Genomic DNA, 17755 nt, shown 5'->3' on the forward strand with positions numbered 1-17755 from the left:
TTCCCATCCCCTCGGTCGAGCGGGCGCGCTCCCCGCGCACCCGCTCGACACGACGCGCCGGGGGCCCAGATGGTTGCACTAAAAATGAAAATATGTTCAGCCGGTGAAGCCTGCCGTGACCGACGTGAACTGCCAGTCGCTCTGCGCGATGCCCGAGCAGGTCTCCTGGAGGCCGCCGCCGGGGCAGCCGCGGTCCCGGTTGACCGACCAGAAGGCCAGCCGGGCGAGGTGGTGGGAGTTCGCCCAGTCGCGGATCGCGGTCCAGTTCTGGACCGTGGTGGTCTCGCCGGTGTCGCTGACACCGTTCATCCCGGAGATGCCGATGTGGGCGTAGGCGGTGGCGTCGTCCCAGCCGAACACGGACCGCAGCTTGGTCTTCAGCCCCTCGGTGGCGCCGACCGTGCTCGCGTACATGTCGGTGGAGGCGTTGCCGAAGTCGAAGGGCATGATCGTGAACACGTCGATGCCGGCGTCGAGCGCCTTCGCCTGCTCGATCAGGCGGTTGCCCCACGAGGTCGGGCCCGTGGTGCTCGTGCCGAAGGTGAGGATGGTCCGCAGGCCGGGGTTGTTCTGCTTGACGATCTTCAGGGCGCCGAGGATGCGGTCCTGCACCGCGGCGTTCTCGAACTCGTCCGTGTTCTCGATGTCCACGTCGATCGCCTTGAGCCCGTACGCGTCGATCACCTTCTGGTACGCGCCGGCCAGCGCCTCGGGCGTGGCGCAGTTCGGGCCGAGCTTGTTGCCCTGCCAGCCGCCGACGGACGGCACGATGTCGCCGCCGGCCGCCCGGATCGCGGCGATCGTGCTCTGGTCGACGCCGCCGGTGAGCGGCCGCTGGCCGTCCCAGGCGGGGTTGCAGCCGCCGGAGGAGAGGATGAAGGCCATCGTGAACCACTTCACGCCGGTCGCGTTCATCACCGTGGTCGCACTCGGCGGGTTGCCCCAGCCGAGGTAGAGGTAGGGCGCGGCCTGCTTGAAGCCGGCCGGCTGCGTCGGGCCGCTGTCGGTGGTGACGGTGAGCGGGCCGGAGGCCGGGGAGGAGTTGCCCGCCAGGTCCCGGGCGCGGACGGTGAAGGTGTACGGGGTGTTCGCGGCCAGTCCGGTCACGGTGGCGGAGGTGCCGGCGGTGGTCGCGGCCAGGGTGCCGCCCTGGTAGACGTCGTACCCGGTGACGCCGGTGTCGTCGGTGGCGGCGGTCCAGGCCAGCGAGACGCTGGAGGAGGTCCGGCCGGTGGTGGCGAGTCCGCCGGGCGCGGTGGGCGGGGTGGTGTCGGTGCCGCCGGGGCCGTCCAGGACGATGTCGTCGGCGTGGTAGGTGCCCTGCCCGTACCAGCCGTTGACGTACACCTCGGCGCTGGTCTGGGCGGCGCCGGTGGTGAAGGAGACGCTCAGCTTGGCGTAGGCGCCGGGCGAGCTGGTCCAGGTGGAGGCGCCGCCGGTGACGCCCAGGTACGCGTAGCTGCCGCGGACCCAGCCGGACAGGGTGTAGGCGGTGTTGGGCCGGACGGCGACCGTCTGGACGCACTTGGCGTTGTCGGAGGCGGTCGCGGCGCCGGCCAGGGCCCTGCCCCCGCCGTGGACGGGGGAGGTGACGACGGAGCCGAGGCCGCCGCTGCACGACCAGGGGCCCAGGGAGCCGGTCTCGAAGTCGCCGTTGCCGAGGGCGTTGGCGCCGAAGGCGGCGCCGGGGGCGCTCAGCACGGCGGCCGCGCCGAAGAAGGTGGCGCCGATGCCGCAGGCCAGTCGGGTGCGGATGCGGGTACGCAAGGGAGGGCCTCCAGAGGGGAAGGGAGGTGCGCGGAAGACGGGCGAAGGGGGTGCCGGGGTGCGTCTGCGGGGCAGCCCGGTCGTGGCCGTACTGCCGTGCGGGCGGCGGGAGTTGAGGGGGGAAGTGGCCGTGACCCGTCCCCGGGAACCTAACCGTCCGTATCCGGGGCGGTCAATAGGTCTGGACCAATTCCCGTCGTCTTGCGGAGCGGTGAACGCCGGATGGCCGGGCGCCGCGCCGGAGTCCGGGGTGTTCCGCCCTGACGGCGCGCCGCCCATACTGATCCGGACATGGCTGGAATCAGCCCTGCTTCAGCACGGGTGAACGGGTGTGCGGGGGCGTGCCGATGAGGGGAAGAGTGGCCGTGGCCTGTGGCCGCGGACGGGAACGCGGCTGCCCGCCCGGGCAGGCCGCGGAACTGGCGGGACTGCTGGTGTCGGTGCGGCGCGGCCGGGTCGTGTCGGTCACCCGGCACTCGCGGCCGGCGGCCGGCCTGATGGTGCGCGAGGCGGCGGAACGCCTGCGCTCGAACCACCTCGACGGGGTGGTCCACGTGTGCCTGGTCCGGCCGACCGGTGCCGAGGACCTGGCCAGGACCCTCGCCGCCCCGGGCCGCGGCCCGGCCGCGGCCGGCCAGGGGCCGCGCACCGCCTGGCGGACCCCGCCGCTGGCCGAACAGGACGTGCTGGTGGCCCTGGACGGCAGCGAGTTCCTCACGCCCGACGCGCTGGTCTGGCTGCAGAACCTGCTGGACGCCGGGCCCGGGGTCACGATCCTCGCCGCCGGCCGCCACCCGCTGCCGCTGCGGGCCGAGCACGGGCCGCCACGGCGCTGGGCCTGAGCGCGCCCGAGCGGGCCGGCCGGGCCCGGCGTCCCCGGCGGACTCGCCGCGCGGGCGGCCCGACCGTGCCCGCCGGACTCGCCTGGTCGGGGAGGGCCCGACCAGGGCGGAGCCACCGAGCCCGGGGGCTCACCGCGGCGCGGGCCGTGCGGGGTTGCCCGGACGCTCGGCGATCCGGTCCAGCGCGTCGTCCAGGGTGTTCGCCGCCATGATCAGCGACAGGTGGGTGAACGCCTGCGGGAAGTTGCCCAGTTGCTCGCCGCTCGGCCCGATCTCCTCCGAGAACAGGCCCACGTGGTTGGCGTACGTCAGCATCTTCTCGAAGGAGAAGCGCGCCCGCCGCACCCGCCCGGCCCGCGCCAGCGCGTCCACGTACAGGAACGTGCACAGGCTGAACGTGCCCTCCGCGCCCCGCAGTCCGTCCGGTGACGCGCTCGGGTCGTAGCGGTACACCAGGTTGTCCTTCACCAGGTCCCGGTCGATGGCGTCCAGGGTGCTCAGCCAGGCCGGGTCGGTGGGGTTGAGCAGCCCGACCCGCGGGATCAGCAGCAGCGACGCGTCGAGCACGTCACCGCCGAAGTGCTGGACGAGGGCGCCGCGCCGCTCGCTCCACCCGCGGGTCATGATCTGCTCGAAGATCCGGTCGCGCTCGCCCCGCCAGGTGTCCCGCGCCGCCGGGCGCCCGAACTCCTCGGCCAGCCGCAGCCCCCGGTCGAAGGCCACCCAGGACATCACCCGGCTGTACGTGAAGTCCTGCGGGCCGCCCCGCGTCTCCCAGATGCCCTCGTCGCGGTTGTCCCAGGCCCCCGCCAGCCAGTCCAGCATCGAGGACACGGCCTGCCAGCCCCGGTACGTCGGCTGGGTGTCCAGCCCCCGGCCCTGCGCCAGCGCGTACAGCGCCTCGCCGTAGATGTCGAGCTGCACCTGGTCCACCGCCGCGTTGCCCACACGCACGGGGAACGAGCCCCGGTACCCCTCGAAGTGGTCCAGCGTCTCCTCGGGCAGCCAGGGGTCGCCGTCCACCCGGTACATGATCTGCAGCGGCTGGGTGCCGGCCGTGGGCCGCCCCGCCCGCTCGCCGACCCGCTCGGTCAGCCAGGACGTGAAGGCGGCCGCCTCCTCCACGAAACCCAGGTCCAGCAGGGCCCGTACGGACAGGGAGCCGTCCCGGATCCAGGTGTAGCGGTAGTCCCAGTTCCGTTCCCCGCCGACCAGCTCGGGCAGACCCAGCGTCGCCGCGGCGATCGGGGCGCCCGTCGGCAGGTAGGTCAGCAGCTTCAGCGTGATGGCCGACCGGTGCACCATGTCCGGCCAGCGCCCCCGGTACCGCGTGGTGCGCACCCAGTTCTGCCAGAAGTCGACGGTCTCCCACAGCTCCGCCTCGACCGCCTCCAGGTCCGGCAGCGGCGGCGCGGCCTCGTCCGGGCCGCACACCGTGAACGAGGCACCCGCCTGCTCGCCCTCACCGAGCGTCAGGCTGCCCCGCACGTCGTGCGCGCCGTCGCGCTCCAGGGGGATGTTCGACTGGAGGAACGCCGCCATGCCCGGCGCACGGAAGGACGCGGTCCGGCCGTCCAGCTCCAGCTCGTGCCGCGCCCGCCCGAAGTCGAACCGGGGGCGGCACTCCAGCGTGAACCGCACCGTCCCCCGCATGCACCGCACCACGCGCTTGATGCTGTGCCGGTCCGTCGCCCTCCCGGTGCGGTCCGGCGGCATCCAGTCGAGCAGTTCGCCCACGCCGTCGGGCGACATGAAACGCGTGACCAGGATGGCGGTGTCCGGGTAGTACAGCTGCTTCGTCCGCACGTCCGGCGAGTCCACGGACAGGCTGAACCGGCCGCCGCGGTCGTGGTCCAGCAGGGCGGAGAAGATGCCGGGGGAGTCGAAGCGGGGCGCCGCGAACCAGTCGACCACGCCCTCGTCGGAGACGAGGGCGGCGGTCTGCAGGTCCCCCACCAGACCGTGGTCCGCGATGAGCGGGTAGCGCTCCATGGGACCACTATCAGGGAGACCCGCCGTACCCGCAGGCCGGACGGGGTGCGTACGGGTAACCGGGCGGCCGCCGAGATGCCGACCGGAGACCCGCGGAGCACCATGGTCTCGTGGGTCACGCCCCCGTGGGGGCGCCGCCCGCGCGGCTCGGGGACGCCCCCATCGGAGACGGCGACACCATGAACGCTGCAGCAGTCGACCAGGGGAAGCGGCCGCCCAGGAAGAGCGCCCTCTACCGGCTCGGGCACTGGTGTGCCCGGCACTTCGTCATCGTCATCGTCGCGTGGCTCGTCGCGGTCGGCGGGCTCCAGGCGCTCGACCGCGCCTTCGGCGGCGAGTACTCCGACAACTTCTCCCTCCCGGGCGTCCAGTCCGCGGAGGGCCTCACCGTGCTCCAGGAGCACGAGCCCGCAGCGGGCGGGTACGGCGCCCAGATCGTCCTCAACGACCCCGCGAAGCCGCTCACCCAGGACGCCGCCACCGTCAACTCGGTGGTCGCCGACCTGCAGAAGCTGCCGGACGTGCTCGCCGCCCAGAACCCGCTGCCCCCGCCCGGCACCACGCCCCCCGCCACCCCCGCCGGCGTGCCCAACACCGGCCCGCTGTCCACCGACGGCAAGACCGCGTACATCACCATCCGGTTCAGCGTGCCGCCGTCGACGCTCGGCGACGACTACCTGCCGAAGGTCGACGCGGCCGTCCAGCCGCTGCGCGACGCCGGCGTCACGGTCGAGTACGGGGGCCCGCTGGGCGAGCTGGCCCGGCCCGAGCCCGACGACCGGACCAGCGAGGCGATCGGCTTCGCCGTCGCGATCGTGGTGCTGCTGATCGGCTTCGGCAGCGTCATCGGCGCCGTGATGCCCCTGGTGACCGCCCTGATCGGCGCGATCTGCGGGCTGGCCCTGCTGGGCCTGATGGCCGCGGCGTTCACCTTCGGCACCGTGTCGCCCACCCTGGCCACGATGATCGGACTCGGCGTGGGCATCGACTACGCCCTGTTCCTGATCACCCGTCACCGCCAGAACCTGATGAACGGGCACGATCCCGCCGACTCGGCGGGCCTGGCGACCACCACCAGCGGCCGGGCCGTCCTGGTCTCCGGCTGCACCGTCATCATCGCGCTGTCCGGCCTGTGGGTCTCCGGAGTGACCTTCATCGGCAAACTCGGACTGGCAGCGGCCTTCACCGTGGTCACCGCCGTCATCGCCGCCCTCACCCTGGTCCCCGCCATGCTGGGCCTGGTCGGCCGGCGGATCGACAAGTGGCACGTGCGCAAGCCGGTCGCCGAGACCGACGCCGAACCCGGCGCCCCCGCGCACGGCACCTGGCACAACTACGCGCAGAAGGTCGAGCGGCGGCCCTGGTGGTTCCTGGTCAGCGGTGTGGTGGTGCTGCTGATCCTGGCCTTCCCCCTGCTCTTCATCCAGCTCGGCCACATCGGCGACGGCGCGGACCCCAAGTCCTTCACCGACCGGCGCGCCTACGACCTCATCTCCACCGCCTTCGGGCCGGGCGCCAACGGACCCCTGACCGTGGTCGTCGACCAGACGAACGTGCCCGCCGACGACCGGGCCGCCCTGGGCACCACACTCCAGCAGGCCCTGACCGGCGTGCCCGACGCGGCCTCCATCACCCCCCTGAGGCCCACCACGGACGGCGACGTGCTCATCGGCACCGCCTACTCCGTGGCCTCCCCGCAGGACGAGAAGACCACCGACCTCACCGAGCACCTGGTGAACGACGTGCTGCCGGGCGCGGTCGCCGGCACCGATGCCAAGACGTACGTGACCGGGACCACGGCGGCCCAGGTCGACTTCCTGGAGATCGTCTCCAGCCGGCTGCCGCTGATCATCGCGGTCGTGGTGGGCCTGGCGTTCCTGGTCATCCTGATCGTCTTCCGGGGCCTGCTGGTCGCCCTCAAGGCCGCCGTGCTCAACGTGCTCTCCATCGCCGCCTCGTACGGCGTGGTCGTCGCGGTCTTCCAGTGGGGCTGGGGCGGACCCGCCCTCGGGGTCTCCGGCAAGGTCCCCATCGAGAGCTACGTGCCGATGATGATGTTCGCCATCGTCTTCGGCCTGAGCATGGACTACGAGATCTTCCTGCTCTCCCGGGTCCGCGAGGCCTGGCTGCGCACCGGGGATCCCAAGGCCAGCGTGGCCCACGCCCTGGAGATCACCGCCAGGGTCATCACCTGCGCCGCACTGATCATGGTGAGCGTGTTCGCGGCGTTCATCGTCTCGGACAACATCGTCGTCAAGATGCTCGGCCTCGGCCTGGCGGCCAGCGTCCTGATCGACGCCACCGTCGTCCGGCTGCTGCTGGTGCCCGCCGTGATGACCCTGCTCGGCAAGCACGCCTGGTGGACCCCCGCGTGGCTGGACCGGATCCTGCCGCACCTGGACACCGAGGGCGAGCACGCCCTGGAACAGGACGAGGCGCCGTCCGTCCGGGCCGGCGGTCCGCCGTCCGCGGGGCGCTGACCTCCGCGGGTCCGGGCCGGGCGCCCGGGCCCTGCGGGGCGGGTGAGAAAGACCTCACCACCCCCCTGATCGATCAAATATCGGAGGGGTTAGCATATGAGCGCTGCCTAGCTCGAAAGATACGCCTGTGACTGTCAACGATGACTCGTTCACCAACTGGATGAACCGCGAGGAGATCGCGGAATCGATGATCCCGATCATCGGGAAGCTGCACCGCGAGCGGGACGTCAACGTCCTCCTCCACAGCCGCTCCTTGGTGAACAAGTCGGTGGTCAGCATCCTGAAGACCCACCGGTTCGCCCGGCAGATCGACGGCGAGGAGCTCTCGGTCACCGAGACCATGCCGTTCCTGCAGGCACTCACCGCGCTCGACCTGGGCCCGTCCCAGATCGACCTCGGCATGCTCGCCGCCAACTACAAGGCGGACGACCGCGGCCTCTCGGTCGAGGAGTTCACCGCCCAGGCCGTCGCCGGCGCCACGGGCGAGAACAAGCTGGAGCGCGGCGAGGGCCGCGACGTCGTCCTGTACGGCTTCGGCCGCATCGGCCGCCTGGTCGCCCGCCTGCTCATCGAGAAGGCCGGCTCCGGCAAGGGCCTGCGCCTGCGCGCCATCGTCGTCCGCGGCGGCGGCAGCCAGGACCTGGTCAAGCGCGCCTCGCTGCTGCGCCGCGACTCGATCCACGGCCAGTTCCAGGGCACCATCACCGTCGACGAGGCGAACAGCACGATCGTCGCCAACGGCAACGCGATCAAGGTGATCTACGCCAACGACCCCTCCGAGGTCGACTACACGGCGTACGGCATCAAGGACGCCATCCTCATCGACAACACGGGCAAGTGGCGCGACCGCGAGGGCCTCTCCAAGCACCTGCGCCCCGGCATCGACAAGGTCGTCCTGACGGCCCCCGGCAAGGGCGACGTCCCGAACATCGTCCACGGCGTCAACCACGACACCGTCAAGCCGGATGAGCGCATCCTGTCCTGCGCCTCCTGCACCACCAACGCGATCGTCCCGCCGCTGAAGGCCATGGACGACGAGTACGGCGTGCTGCGCGGTCACGTGGAGACCGTCCACTCGTTCACGAACGACCAGAACCTGCTGGACAACTACCACAAGGCCGACCGCCGCGGCCGCTCCGCGCCGCTCAACATGGTCATCACCGAGACCGGTGCCGCCTCCGCCGTGGCCAAGGCCCTCCCGGACCTCAAGGCCCCGATCACGGGCAGCTCGATCCGCGTCCCCGTCCCGGACGTCTCGATCGCCATCCTGAGCCTGCGCCTGGGCCGCGAGACCACCCGCGAGGAGGTCCTCGACCACCTCCGCGACGTCTCGCTGCACTCCCCGCTCAAGCGTCAGATCGACTTCACCACCGCCCCCGACGCCGTCTCCATGGACTTCGTCGGCTCGCGCCACGCCTCGATCATCGACGCCGGCGCGACCAAGGTGGACGGCGACAACGCGATCCTCTACCTCTGGTACGACAACGAGTTCGGCTACTCGTGCCAGGTGATCCGGGTCGTCCAGCACGTCTCCGGGGTCGAGTACCCGACCTTCCCGGCTCCGGCGGTCTGACCCGCGACGGTCTGACCCGCCCCCAGGACAAGGGCCCCCACCCGGCACGAACCGGGTGGGGGCCCTTTCCTTCTGCTCGCTCGCCCACGGCGCCACAAGGCCGGTGTCGGTGCCCGGCTCGCTCGCCGTCACCGCGCGGCGAACACCGCCGCCAGGTACTCCGCCAGCGGCCCCCGTGCCGGCGGGGAGATACGGGCCCCGAGGTAGCCGTCCGGCCGCACCGCGAACGCCGTGGGCCGGCCGCCGGCGCCGTACAGCCGGGCGAAGGCTCCCTCCGCGTCCCGGTACACCGGCAGCCGGTCACCCCCGTACGGGCCCGCGTCCGCGCCCAGCACCCCGCAGAGCTCCAGCCGGCCGTCCGTCAGCGCCGCCGTCTCCGCCGCGAACCGGTCCAGCGCCGCCCCGGCGTCCGGCCCGTCCGCGTACACCAGCAGGACGTGCTCCCGGCCGCGCAGCACGTCGTACAGCCGCAGCGGGAAGGCCGCCGGCCCGGTGGTCAGCCCCGCGCAGTCGGGGGCCCGGTCGCCCGGGCGCGGGCCGGGCCCGCCGTCCGCCGCAGGCAGGGTGAGCGGCCCGTCCCGGTAGCCGACCAGCAGCTGCGCCTCCCGCAGCAGCGCCGCCGCGGGATCGTCCGGCGCCGCCTGCTCCTGCTGCCGCGCGTTGCGGACCGTACGGCCCACCACCTCCTCGCCGACCGGCCGGCGCTCCGCGTCGTAGCTGGCCGTCAGCCCCGGGTGCGCGTCGCCCCCGACGGCCAGGGCGAGCTTCCAGGCCAGGTTGTACGCGTCCTGGATCCCGGTGTTCATGCCCTGCCCGCCCGTGGGCGGGTGGATGTGCGCCGCGTCGCCCGCCACGAACACCCGGCCGCTCCCGTACCGGTCCACGATCCGGTGGCTGATCCGGAACACCGAGGACCAGCGCAGGTCCGAGAGGGCGGCCGGGCGCGGCGACAGCCGTTCCACCACCGCCTGGAGGTCCGCCAGGGCGGGCAGCCGGCCGCTCTCGCCCTGGAGTCCGTGCGCCACCCCGTCCCCGCCCGCGTCCCCCTCCCCGGCCAGCGCGGGCGGCACCATCATCGACAGCCGGTACCGGCCGCCGGGCAGCGGCACCGCGACCAGTACGTCGTCCACCGCCCCCGACGCGTCCCGGTGCAGCGAACGGAGGGCGTACCCGGCCGGCAGGTCCCAGTCCACGCGGACGTCGCCGAGCATGAACCCCTCCGGGAAGGCACCGCCCTCGAAGCTCAGGCCCAGCCCCTTGCGGACCAGGGAGTGCGCCCCGTCGCAGCCCACCAGGAACCGCGAGCGCACCTCCTCGGTGCCGTCGCCCCCGCCCGCCAGCACGCTGGTCACCCCGTCGGCGTCCTGCCGGAACGACACCAGCTCGGTGCCGCGCTCGATCCGGCCGCCCAGCCGCTCCAGGTACTCCTCCAGCAGCCGCTCGGTCTCGTACTGGGGGAGTGCCGCGAAGCCGTACGGCACCTCGGGCGGCAGCCGCAGCGCGGCGCGCTCCCGCTCCTCGCCGTTGACGTACACCAGATGGCCGCGCAGCCGCACCGCGGCCTCCAGGACCTCCCGCACGCAGCCCATCCGGTCCCAGACCTCCAGGGTGCGCGGCTGGACGCCCACCGCCTTGGCGTACATCAGCCGGGCGGGCAGCCGGTCCACCAGCCGGCACCGCACGCCGCGCCTGCGCAGCTCCACCGCCGCGGTCAGGCCCACCGGTCCCGCGCCGACGACCAGGACGTCCGGCTCGGCGAAACTGTCGGAGCGTGGCACGGTCGTCTCCTGCCGTGAGGCCCCCCGGCGAACGGACTGCCCGCCCAGGATCCCCCGGCCGCGGCACCCCGGCCATCCAGGCCGGCCCGGCAGGGACGACCCCGGCCCTCCCGGCGGACGCCCCCCGGCCGGCTCCGCGGGGGCCCGGCCGTCCCGCCGCCTGCCCTGCGGGCCCCGCCGAGAGCGTCTACCGTCGGCCCATGGACCGTGACCGCACCGAATGGCGCGACTGCCTGCTCGCCGGCGCCGTGTTCCTGGTGTGCATGGCCGGCACCACGCTGCCGACCCCGCTGTACGGCCTCTACCAGGAGAAGTTCGGGTTCTCCGAGCTGATCGTGACCGTCGTCTACGCCGTGTACGCCTTCGGGGTGATCGGCGTGCTCCTGCTGGCCGGCAACGCCTCGGACGCCGTCGGCCGCCGCCCGGTGCTGCTGGTGGGCCTCGGCTGCGCGGCCGCCAGCGCGCTCTGCTTCCTGGCCGCCACCGGCCTCGGCTGGCTCTACGCGGGCCGGCTGATGTCCGGCCTGTCCGCCGGCCTGTTCACCGGTGCGGCCACGGCGTACGTACTGGAACTCGCGCCCCCGGGCGGGTCCGAGCGGGCCACCTTCGTCGCCACGGCCAGCAACATGGGCGGCCTGGGCTGCGGGCCGCTGCTGGCCGGGCTGCTCGCCCAGTACGCCGCCCGGCCGCTCCAGCTGCCCTTCGTCGTGCACCTCGTCCTGGTCGTGGTCTCGGCCGGCATCCTGCTGCGGCTGCCCGAAACGGTGCGGGAGCGGCGCCCGCTCGGCACCGTCCGGCCGCAGAAACCGGGGCTGCCGGCCCAGGTGCGCACCGTGTTCGCGCCGGCGGCCACCGCCTCGTTCGTCGGCTTCGCGCTGTTCGGGGTGTTCACCTCGGTCAGCCCGGCCTTCCTGGCCCAGTCCCTGGACGTGCACAACCACGCGGTCAGCGGCCTGGTCGTGGCGCTGGCCTTCTTCGCCTCCACCGCCGGGCAGCTGGCGGTGAACCGGGTCGGGGTGCGCCGCGCGCTGCCCCTGGGCTGCGCCGCTCTGCTGGGCGGGCTGGTGCTGCTCGCGGGTGCGCTGCGCTGGGACCTGCTGCCGCTGGTGGTCGCGAGCGCCCTGGTCGGCGGGGCCGGGCAGGGGCTGTCCTTCCGGGCGGCCCTGGTCGCGGTGGCCGGCGCGTCACCGGAGCACGAGCGCGCCGCGGTGATCTCCACGTTGTTCGTGGTGGCCTACACCGGCATCTCGGTTCCGGTCATCGGCGTCGGTCTGCTGGCCGACCCGATGGGGCTGGAGGGGGCCGGCCTGGTCTTCATCACCTGCATGTCCGTGCTGGTCACGGGCGCGGCCGTGTACCTGCTGCGCCGCCCGGTCGGGGCGGCCCGCACCTGAGGGCCCGGGCCGCGGCCGGATCCGTGACCGGGTGCCGGCGATCCCCACCGGCCGCCGGCTACGGCTCGTCGTACCAGGAGAACGCGGCGATCCGCCAGCCGTCCGGGGTGCGGACGAACTGGATGGTCTTGCTCCCGCCGCCCTCGAACGGCTCTCCGTCCAGGACCCCGGACTTGCCGTACGTGCCGAACCGCGAGGCGATGTCGCCCGCGATCTCCGTGCGCTCGGAGGTCTCCCACTCCGCGAACTCGGCCAGCCGGTCCCCGGCCAGCAGCCGTTCACGCGGCTCGATGAACTCCTCCACCGAGTAGACGGTGAAGTCGGGGCCGGTCTTGACGATCACCCCGCCCGGGACGACCAGCCGCCGGATCCGCGCGAGGTCGGCGGGCTTCCCGCCCCGGGTGTCGAAAGCGCCGTAGAACTCGGCGGTCACTGCGTCTATCTCGGCCTTGGACATGGCCGCGACCCTAACACCGGGGACGACCGGTCGAGTCGGGGGCCGCCCCTCGCACCCCAGCGGCCCCCTCCCCCTCGGTCAGAGCTCCGGGAACTCCGGGGCCACGCCGAGGAAGGGGGCGATGGTCGCCCAGATGGTCGACCGGGCCGTGGCCAGGTCCACCCGGGGGTCGTCCAGCATCACGCGGATGCCCAGCCCGTCGCAGAGAGCCAGCACCAAAGTGCCCAGCGCGGCCACGTCGCACTGCTTGAACTCGCCCGAGGCGATGCCGCGTTCGACCGCGCCCGTGACCCAGGAGTGCAGCTGGTCGTACAGGTCGACGGCGAGGTGGCGGGCCGCCCGGTCGCGTTGCGCGCGCACCCACAGCTCCTGCCACAGCTTCCAGTCCTGGCGCAGTTCCTCGTCCGTCGGCAGCATGCTGCGCAGGATCCGCGCCAGCAGCACGGCCGCGGGCAGGCCGGCGGCTGTCCCGTCCTCCGTGTCCGTGCCGGTCTGGGCGAACGAGTGGGTCATCGCCTCGGCGAACAGCTTCTCCCTGGTGTCGAAGTGGTAGTGCAGCAGGGCCTTCGAGACGCCCGCGTGCTCGGCGACCTTGCGCATGCTGATGTTCTCGAACCCGATCTCCGCGATCACTTCGCACGCGGCCTTCAGGATCCGCTCCCGCGTCTCGAGTGCGCGCTCGGCCTTGGTCACGTCTGCCACTCCCCGTTCCGGCGCCCGCCGTGCGGGCGGGCGGGCCCGGCTGCCGGGCCCGCCTGTCCACCATCCTTGCGCATCCCGCGCCCGGACTCCGTCCGTCCGGGCACACCCGCGTCCGTCACACGGAGCCGGGCATGTGCAGGACGCCGGTGCCGCGCTTGACGAGTTCGCCGGCGACGATCAGGCGCTGGATCTCGGAGGTGCCCTCCCAGATGCGGTCCACCCGCAGCTCCCGGTAGAGCCGCTCGACGGCGTACGAGCGGTCGTAGCCGCGCCCGCCGAAGATCTGCAGGCACCGGTCGACCACGCGGCCGGAGGCCTCGCTCGCCGCGAGCTTGGCCATGGCCGCCTTGGCGTGCAGGGTCTTGCGGTCGGCGTCGCCCGCGTCGACCTCCCACGCCACCTGGTGGGTGTAGGCGCGGTTCACGGCGATGTCGACCGCACTGTCCGCGAGCATGCCCTGGATCAGCTGGAAGTCGGCGATGCGGGAGCCGAACTGGCGGCGCTCCACGGCCCAGTCGCGGGCGAGTTCCAGGGCGCGCTCGGCGGCGCCGATGGTCCGGGCGGCGATCATGAGGCGCTCCTCGGTGAACCAGGAGCGGGTGATGTCGTGGCCGTTGCCGATCCCGCCGAGTACGGCGTCGTCGCCCACCCGCACGTCGGTGAACGTGAACTCGGGGTGCTCGTAGACGAAGGTGTGCATCCAGCGGGGCACCCGGGTCATCTCGACGCCGGGCGTGTCCTTGTCGACGAGGAACAGGGTCGGGGCCCGCTCCTCGCCGGCCGCGGCCAGCACGATCATGAAGTCCGCGTGGTCGCCGACGGTCACGAACCACTTCTCGCCGTTCAGCAGCCAGCCGCCGCCGGTCCGGGTCGCCGTGGTCCTGATCGCCTGCGGGTCGGAGCCGGCCTCCGGCTCGCTGACCGCGTAGCAGTCGCGGCGGCGCCCGTGGATCACCGGGACGAGGTACCGCTCGCGCTGCTCCGGCGTGCAGAAGGACAGGGCGTTGGCGGGCCGCCACACCATGTCCCACAGCGCGCCGGTGAGCCGCCCCAGCTCGGCCTGGACGACCACCTGCTCCAGGATGGTGAGCCCGGCGCCGCCCCACTCGGCGGGCATGTTGACCGCCTGGAGGCCGCTCTCCAGGACCGCGTCGCGGATCTCGGTGTGGGCGGCCGGCGGGAGGCCGTTGTTCTCCTCGCAGTCGAGCTCGTACTTCGTGATGAAGTCGGTCAGCGCGCGGGCCGAGGCCTTGAGCTCTTCCTGGCGCGGGGTGAGGCGGAAGTCCATGTCGCTCCTCGTGGTGCTTCGACGGGTGGGGTCGGGGTGGTTCGGGGACGGGCCGGCGGGGCAGCGGGTCAGCCGCCCGGGTGCTCGGGCGAGGAGGCGGGGAAGGCCAGGGCGCGGGTGCCGCGCTTGATCATTTCGTTGGCGATGATCAGGCGCTGGATTTCGGAGGTGCCCTCCCAGATGCGGTCCACGCGCAGCTCGCGGTACATGCGCTCGACCGGGTACGAGCGGTCGTACCCGCGCCCGCCGAAGATCTGCACGCACCGGTCGACGACCCGTCCCGCGGCCTCGCTCGCGGCGAGCTTCGCCGTCGAGGCCTTGGCGTGCAGGGTCTTGCGGTCGGTGCCCGGCTGGTCGGCCTCCCAGGCGACCTGGTGGGTGTAGGCGCGGTTCACGGCGATGTCCACGGCGCAGTCGGCGAGCATGCCCTGGATCAGTTGGAAGCCGGCGATGGGCGAGCCGAACTGGCGGCGCTCCACGGCCCAGCCGCGGGCCAGCTCCAGGGCCCGTTCGGCGGCGCCGACCGTCCGGGCGGCGATCATCAGCCGCTCGTCGGTGAACCACTCCTTGGTGAGTTCGTAGCCGTGGCCGACGCCGCCGAGCACGTCCTCGTCGGGGACGAACACGTCGGTGAAGACGAACTCGGGGTGCCCGTTGACGGCGGAGTGCATGAAGCGCGGGACCCGGGTCATCTCGACGCCCGGCGCCGCCTTGTCCACGAGGAACAGGGTGGGCGCGAGCTCCGGACCCGCATCCGCCTGCACCAGCAGGAAGTCGGCGATGTCCCCGCAGGTCACGAACCACTTCTCGCCGTTGAGCAGCCAGCCGCCCTCGGTGCGGACCGCCGTGCTGGTCCCCGATCCGGGGTCGGAGCCGGCGCCCGGCTCGGTGACCGCGAAGGCGTCGAACCGCTCGCCGCGGATCACGGGCAGGAGGTACTTCTCCCGCTGGGCCTCGGTGCCGTACGCGAGGACGTTCGCCGGCCGCCAGGGGATGTCCCAGAGGCAGTTGGTGACCTTGCCGAACTCCTCCTCGACGATGACCTGATCCAGCAGGGACAGTCCGGCGCCGCCCCACTCGGCCGGCATGTTGATCGCGTACACGCCGGCGTCGATCGCGGCGCGGGTGAGCTCGCGGACCGTGTCGGCGGGGAGCGGGCCGCCCGCCTCCTCGGACCGGTCCTCGTACCGCATCAGGAGGCGTGCGTAGCCGGCGGCGCGGGCCTTGAGCGCGGCCTGCTCGGGGGTGTAGCGGAAGTCCATGGTGTCCTCCGGGAAGGGTGTGCGGGCTGGGCATGTCGGCGGGTCTGGGGTGCCCGTAGGGCCCCGTGGGTTCGCGGGCCGGTCGGCCCCGGGGGCTTGTCGGCCGTTCAGGCCAGGACGGCCCGGGCGTCCAGGGCCAGGGCGCCGTCGGGGCGCACCAGCAGCGGGTTGACCTCGAGTTCGGCGATCTCCGGGTGCCCGGCGGCCACGGTGGTGATCCGTTCGATCACCTCGGCCGCGGCGGCCACGTCGACGCCGGGCCGCCCGCGCACTCCCGCCAGCAGCGGCGCGGTCCGCAGGCCCCGCAGCAGGGCCGCGGCCCGTCCGGCCGGTACGGGCGCCAGCGCGAAGGCGACGTCCCGCAGTGTCTCGGTCAGCACGCCGCCGAGGCCGACCAGGGCGACCGGGCCGAACCGGGGGTCGCGGTTCACCCCCACGATCAGCTCGATGCCGTCGGTCAGGTCGGCCATGGCCTCGACCGAGTACGCGGGCGCGCCGAGCCGTGCGTGCATCGCGCGGTACGCGGCCAGCAGGGCCTCCCGGCCGTCCAGGCGCAGGGCCACGCCGCCGGCGTCGGACTTGTGCAGCAGGTGCAGGGCCTTCAGTACGTACGGGCCTTCGAACTCCGCGGCCGCGGCGAGCAGCCCGGCCTCGTCGGTGACCTCCCGGGCGGCCGGGAACGGCACCCCGGCGGCGGCCAGCAGCGCCCGCACCCCGTGGTAGCCGGGGTCCCGCAGCGGCGCCGCGGCAGGCGGCAGCGACGGTATCCCCGAGGGCCCGGCGGGCCCCCGACCGGTCAGCGCGGCGAGCGCGCGGGCGGCGTCCTCGGTGGCGGAGAACACCGGCACGCCCGCCTCGGCCAGCACCCGGCAGCTCGGCGACGCAGGGTACATCGACTGCACGACCAGCGGCTTCGGTGCCGCGGCAAGGTGCCCGACGATCTCCTTCGCGGCCCGCGTCTCACCCTCGGCCAGCACGGAGCCGCCGGTCTGCCCGCCGCCCCCCAGACCGCCTTCGGAGGCGGCGTACCCCCCGAAGTAGCCGGTCATCAGCACGGCGTCGACCTCGTCCGCGCCGAGCAGTCCGGCGACGGCGTCGGCGTACGACAGGGCGCGCTGCTCGCCCATGCCCGCCAGGTCGACCGGGTTGCCGACCGCGGACTGCTCCCAGAGCACCGAGCGGAGCCGGTCCTGGGTGGGGGCGGAGAGCTCGGGCACGGCGAGCCCGGCGTCCTCGGCGGCGTCGGCGGCGATGACGCCGTGCCCGCCGCCGTCGGTGAACACGGCGGTCCGCCGGCCCCGGCCGCCGGGGGAGGGCCGGTGCCGGGGCCGGTGACGGGTGCCGCCCGCGCCCGGGGCCAGGGCGGCCAGTACAACGGTCATCTCCCGCGGGGTGCGGACCAGTTCCACCCCCGCGTCGCGGCAGGCGGCGGCCACCACATCGGCGGACGAGGTCAGTGCGCCGGTGTGGGACCGGGCGCTGCGGGCGGCGGCAGTGCCGCGGCCCGCGGTGAGCAGGACGACCGGCTTGCCGGCCGCGGCGGCGGCCCGGGCGAAGGCCCTGCCGTCCCCGAAGTCCTCGGCGTACACGGCGATGGCGGCGGTGGGTTCGTGGCGTGCGCAGTCCTCGACCAGGTCGACGAGGGTGACGTCGGCCTGGTTGCCGAGCGAGACGAACCGGGAGAAGCCGAGGCCGTGCGGGGCGCAGCGGAGCTGGAGTTCGAGCGCGAGGTTGCCGCTCTGGCTGAGCAGGGCGACGCCGCCGGGCGCGAAGCGGTCCGAGGCGAGGTACAGCTCCGTGGTGTTGTCCGCGATGCCGAGGCAGTTGGGGCCGACGAGGAGGGCTCCGGCGGCGCGGACCCGCTCGGCGACCGCCCGCTGCCGGGCCAGGCCGGCCGCACCGGCCTCGGCGAAACCGGCGGTGATGGCGACGACGGCCCGCGCACCGCAGGCCAGGGCGTCGTCGACGGCCGCCTCGAAGCCGGCGGCGGGCACCGAGACCACCACCAGCTCGACGGGCTCGCCGATCTCGGCGAGGGAGGTGGCGGCGGTGCGGCCCAGGACGGTGCCCCCGCGCCGGTTCACCAGGTGTACGGGCCGGCGGCCGCGGGCGCGGAGCGCCTGCGCGGCGACGGCGTGGCCGTACTTGGCCGGGTCGTCGCTGGCGCCGACGACGGCCACGGAGGCGGGGTCGAAGAGGGCGGTGAGGTCGCGTCCCACG

At 73.6% G+C, this 17755-nt stretch carries 12 protein-coding genes; 4 read left to right on the plus strand and 8 right to left on the minus strand.

Annotation, left to right across the window (positions count from 1 at the left end):
- Positions 1-96: 96 nt before the first annotated feature.
- On the minus strand, positions 97-1743 hold the full coding sequence (locus ACIF6F_RS19100) for a carbohydrate binding domain-containing protein (RefSeq protein WP_399948356.1): 1647 nt from the start codon (positions 1741-1743) through the stop codon (positions 97-99).
- A gap of 389 nt (positions 1744-2132) precedes the next feature.
- On the opposite strand from ACIF6F_RS19100, the gene ACIF6F_RS19105 reads away from it, so the two are divergent.
- Positions 2133-2609 carry a hypothetical protein gene (locus tag ACIF6F_RS19105; protein WP_399947975.1) on the plus strand — a complete coding sequence of 159 codons (477 nt, stop codon included), beginning with the start codon at positions 2133-2135 and terminating at the stop codon, positions 2607-2609.
- Positions 2610-2738: 129 nt separating this feature from the next.
- Here the strand turns inward: ACIF6F_RS19105 and ACIF6F_RS19110 are convergent, their stop codons facing one another.
- On the minus strand, positions 2739-4601 hold the full coding sequence (locus tag ACIF6F_RS19110) for a glycoside hydrolase family 15 protein (protein WP_399947977.1): 1863 nt from the start codon (positions 4599-4601) through the stop codon (positions 2739-2741).
- A 179-nt stretch (positions 4602-4780) separates the two neighbouring features.
- On the opposite strand from ACIF6F_RS19110, the gene ACIF6F_RS19115 reads away from it, so the two are divergent.
- Together ACIF6F_RS19115 and ACIF6F_RS19120 are read left to right on the plus strand one after the other, a co-directional pair.
- Entirely contained in the window at positions 4781-7081 is a 2301-nt protein-coding gene (locus ACIF6F_RS19115) for an MMPL family transporter (protein WP_399947979.1), read from the plus strand.
- 127 nt (positions 7082-7208) lie between these two features.
- Positions 7209-8654, plus strand: coding sequence for a glyceraldehyde-3-phosphate dehydrogenase (locus ACIF6F_RS19120; RefSeq protein ID WP_399947981.1), 1446 nt, complete (start codon positions 7209-7211; stop codon positions 8652-8654).
- A 128-nt stretch (positions 8655-8782) separates the two neighbouring features.
- On the opposite strand, the gene ACIF6F_RS19125 is transcribed toward ACIF6F_RS19120, so the two are convergent.
- Positions 8783-10432, minus strand: coding sequence for an FAD-dependent monooxygenase (locus tag ACIF6F_RS19125; protein WP_399947983.1), 1650 nt, complete (start codon positions 10430-10432; stop codon positions 8783-8785).
- A gap of 200 nt (positions 10433-10632) precedes the next feature.
- Between ACIF6F_RS19125 and ACIF6F_RS19130 the strand changes: the two genes are divergently transcribed.
- A complete protein-coding gene (locus ACIF6F_RS19130) occupies positions 10633-11826 on the plus strand; it encodes an MFS transporter (protein ID WP_399947985.1) in 1194 nt (397 codons plus the stop codon).
- A 58-nt stretch (positions 11827-11884) separates the two neighbouring features.
- Here the strand turns inward: ACIF6F_RS19130 and ACIF6F_RS19135 are convergent, their stop codons facing one another.
- The 5 genes from ACIF6F_RS19135 to ACIF6F_RS19155 form a co-directional block, all read right to left on the minus strand.
- The gene (locus tag ACIF6F_RS19135; RefSeq protein WP_399947987.1) at positions 11885-12283 is read right to left on the minus strand and encodes a DUF4440 domain-containing protein; all 399 of its coding nucleotides are present in this window, start codon (positions 12281-12283) and stop codon (positions 11885-11887) included.
- A gap of 78 nt (positions 12284-12361) precedes the next feature.
- Positions 12362-12976 (minus strand): TetR/AcrR family transcriptional regulator, encoded by a 615-nt coding sequence (locus ACIF6F_RS19140; RefSeq protein ID WP_399947988.1) that lies wholly within the window; start codon positions 12974-12976, stop codon positions 12362-12364.
- Between the two features lie 124 nt (positions 12977-13100).
- Positions 13101-14273 carry an acyl-CoA dehydrogenase family protein gene (locus ACIF6F_RS19145; protein WP_399947989.1) on the minus strand — a complete coding sequence of 391 codons (1173 nt, stop codon included), beginning with the start codon at positions 14271-14273 and terminating at the stop codon, positions 13101-13103.
- A gap of 68 nt (positions 14274-14341) precedes the next feature.
- The gene (locus tag ACIF6F_RS19150; protein WP_399947990.1) at positions 14342-15535 is read right to left on the minus strand and encodes an acyl-CoA dehydrogenase family protein; all 1194 of its coding nucleotides are present in this window, start codon (positions 15533-15535) and stop codon (positions 14342-14344) included.
- Positions 15536-15642: 107 nt separating this feature from the next.
- Positions 15643-17754 carry an acetate--CoA ligase family protein gene (locus ACIF6F_RS19155; protein WP_399947991.1) on the minus strand — a complete coding sequence of 704 codons (2112 nt, stop codon included), beginning with the start codon at positions 17752-17754 and terminating at the stop codon, positions 15643-15645.
- Between the last annotated feature and the right edge of the window lies 1 nt (position 17755).

The organism is Streptomyces sp. NPDC086023, from assembly GCF_044540325.1.
Classification (GTDB): Bacteria; Actinomycetota; Actinomycetes; order Streptomycetales; family Streptomycetaceae; genus Streptomyces.

What these genes read in the sequence shown, in the direction of transcription:
- ACIF6F_RS19110 (WP_399947977.1), bottom strand. Translation starts at nt 4,601, where the DNA reads ATGGAGCGCTACCCGCTCATCGCGGACCACGGTCTGGTGGGGGACCTG.
- ACIF6F_RS19115 (WP_399947979.1), top strand. Translation starts at nt 4,781, where the DNA reads ATGAACGCTGCAGCAGTCGACCAGGGGAAGCGGCCGCCCAGGAAGAGC.
- ACIF6F_RS19130 (WP_399947985.1), top strand. Translation starts at nt 10,633, where the DNA reads ATGGACCGTGACCGCACCGAATGGCGCGACTGCCTGCTCGCCGGCGCC.
- ACIF6F_RS19135 (WP_399947987.1), bottom strand. Translation starts at nt 12,283, where the DNA reads ATGTCCAAGGCCGAGATAGACGCAGTGACCGCCGAGTTCTACGGCGCT.
- ACIF6F_RS19145 (WP_399947989.1), bottom strand. Translation starts at nt 14,273, where the DNA reads ATGGACTTCCGCCTCACCCCGCGCCAGGAAGAGCTCAAGGCCTCGGCC.
- ACIF6F_RS19150 (WP_399947990.1), bottom strand. Translation starts at nt 15,535, where the DNA reads ATGGACTTCCGCTACACCCCCGAGCAGGCCGCGCTCAAGGCCCGCGCC.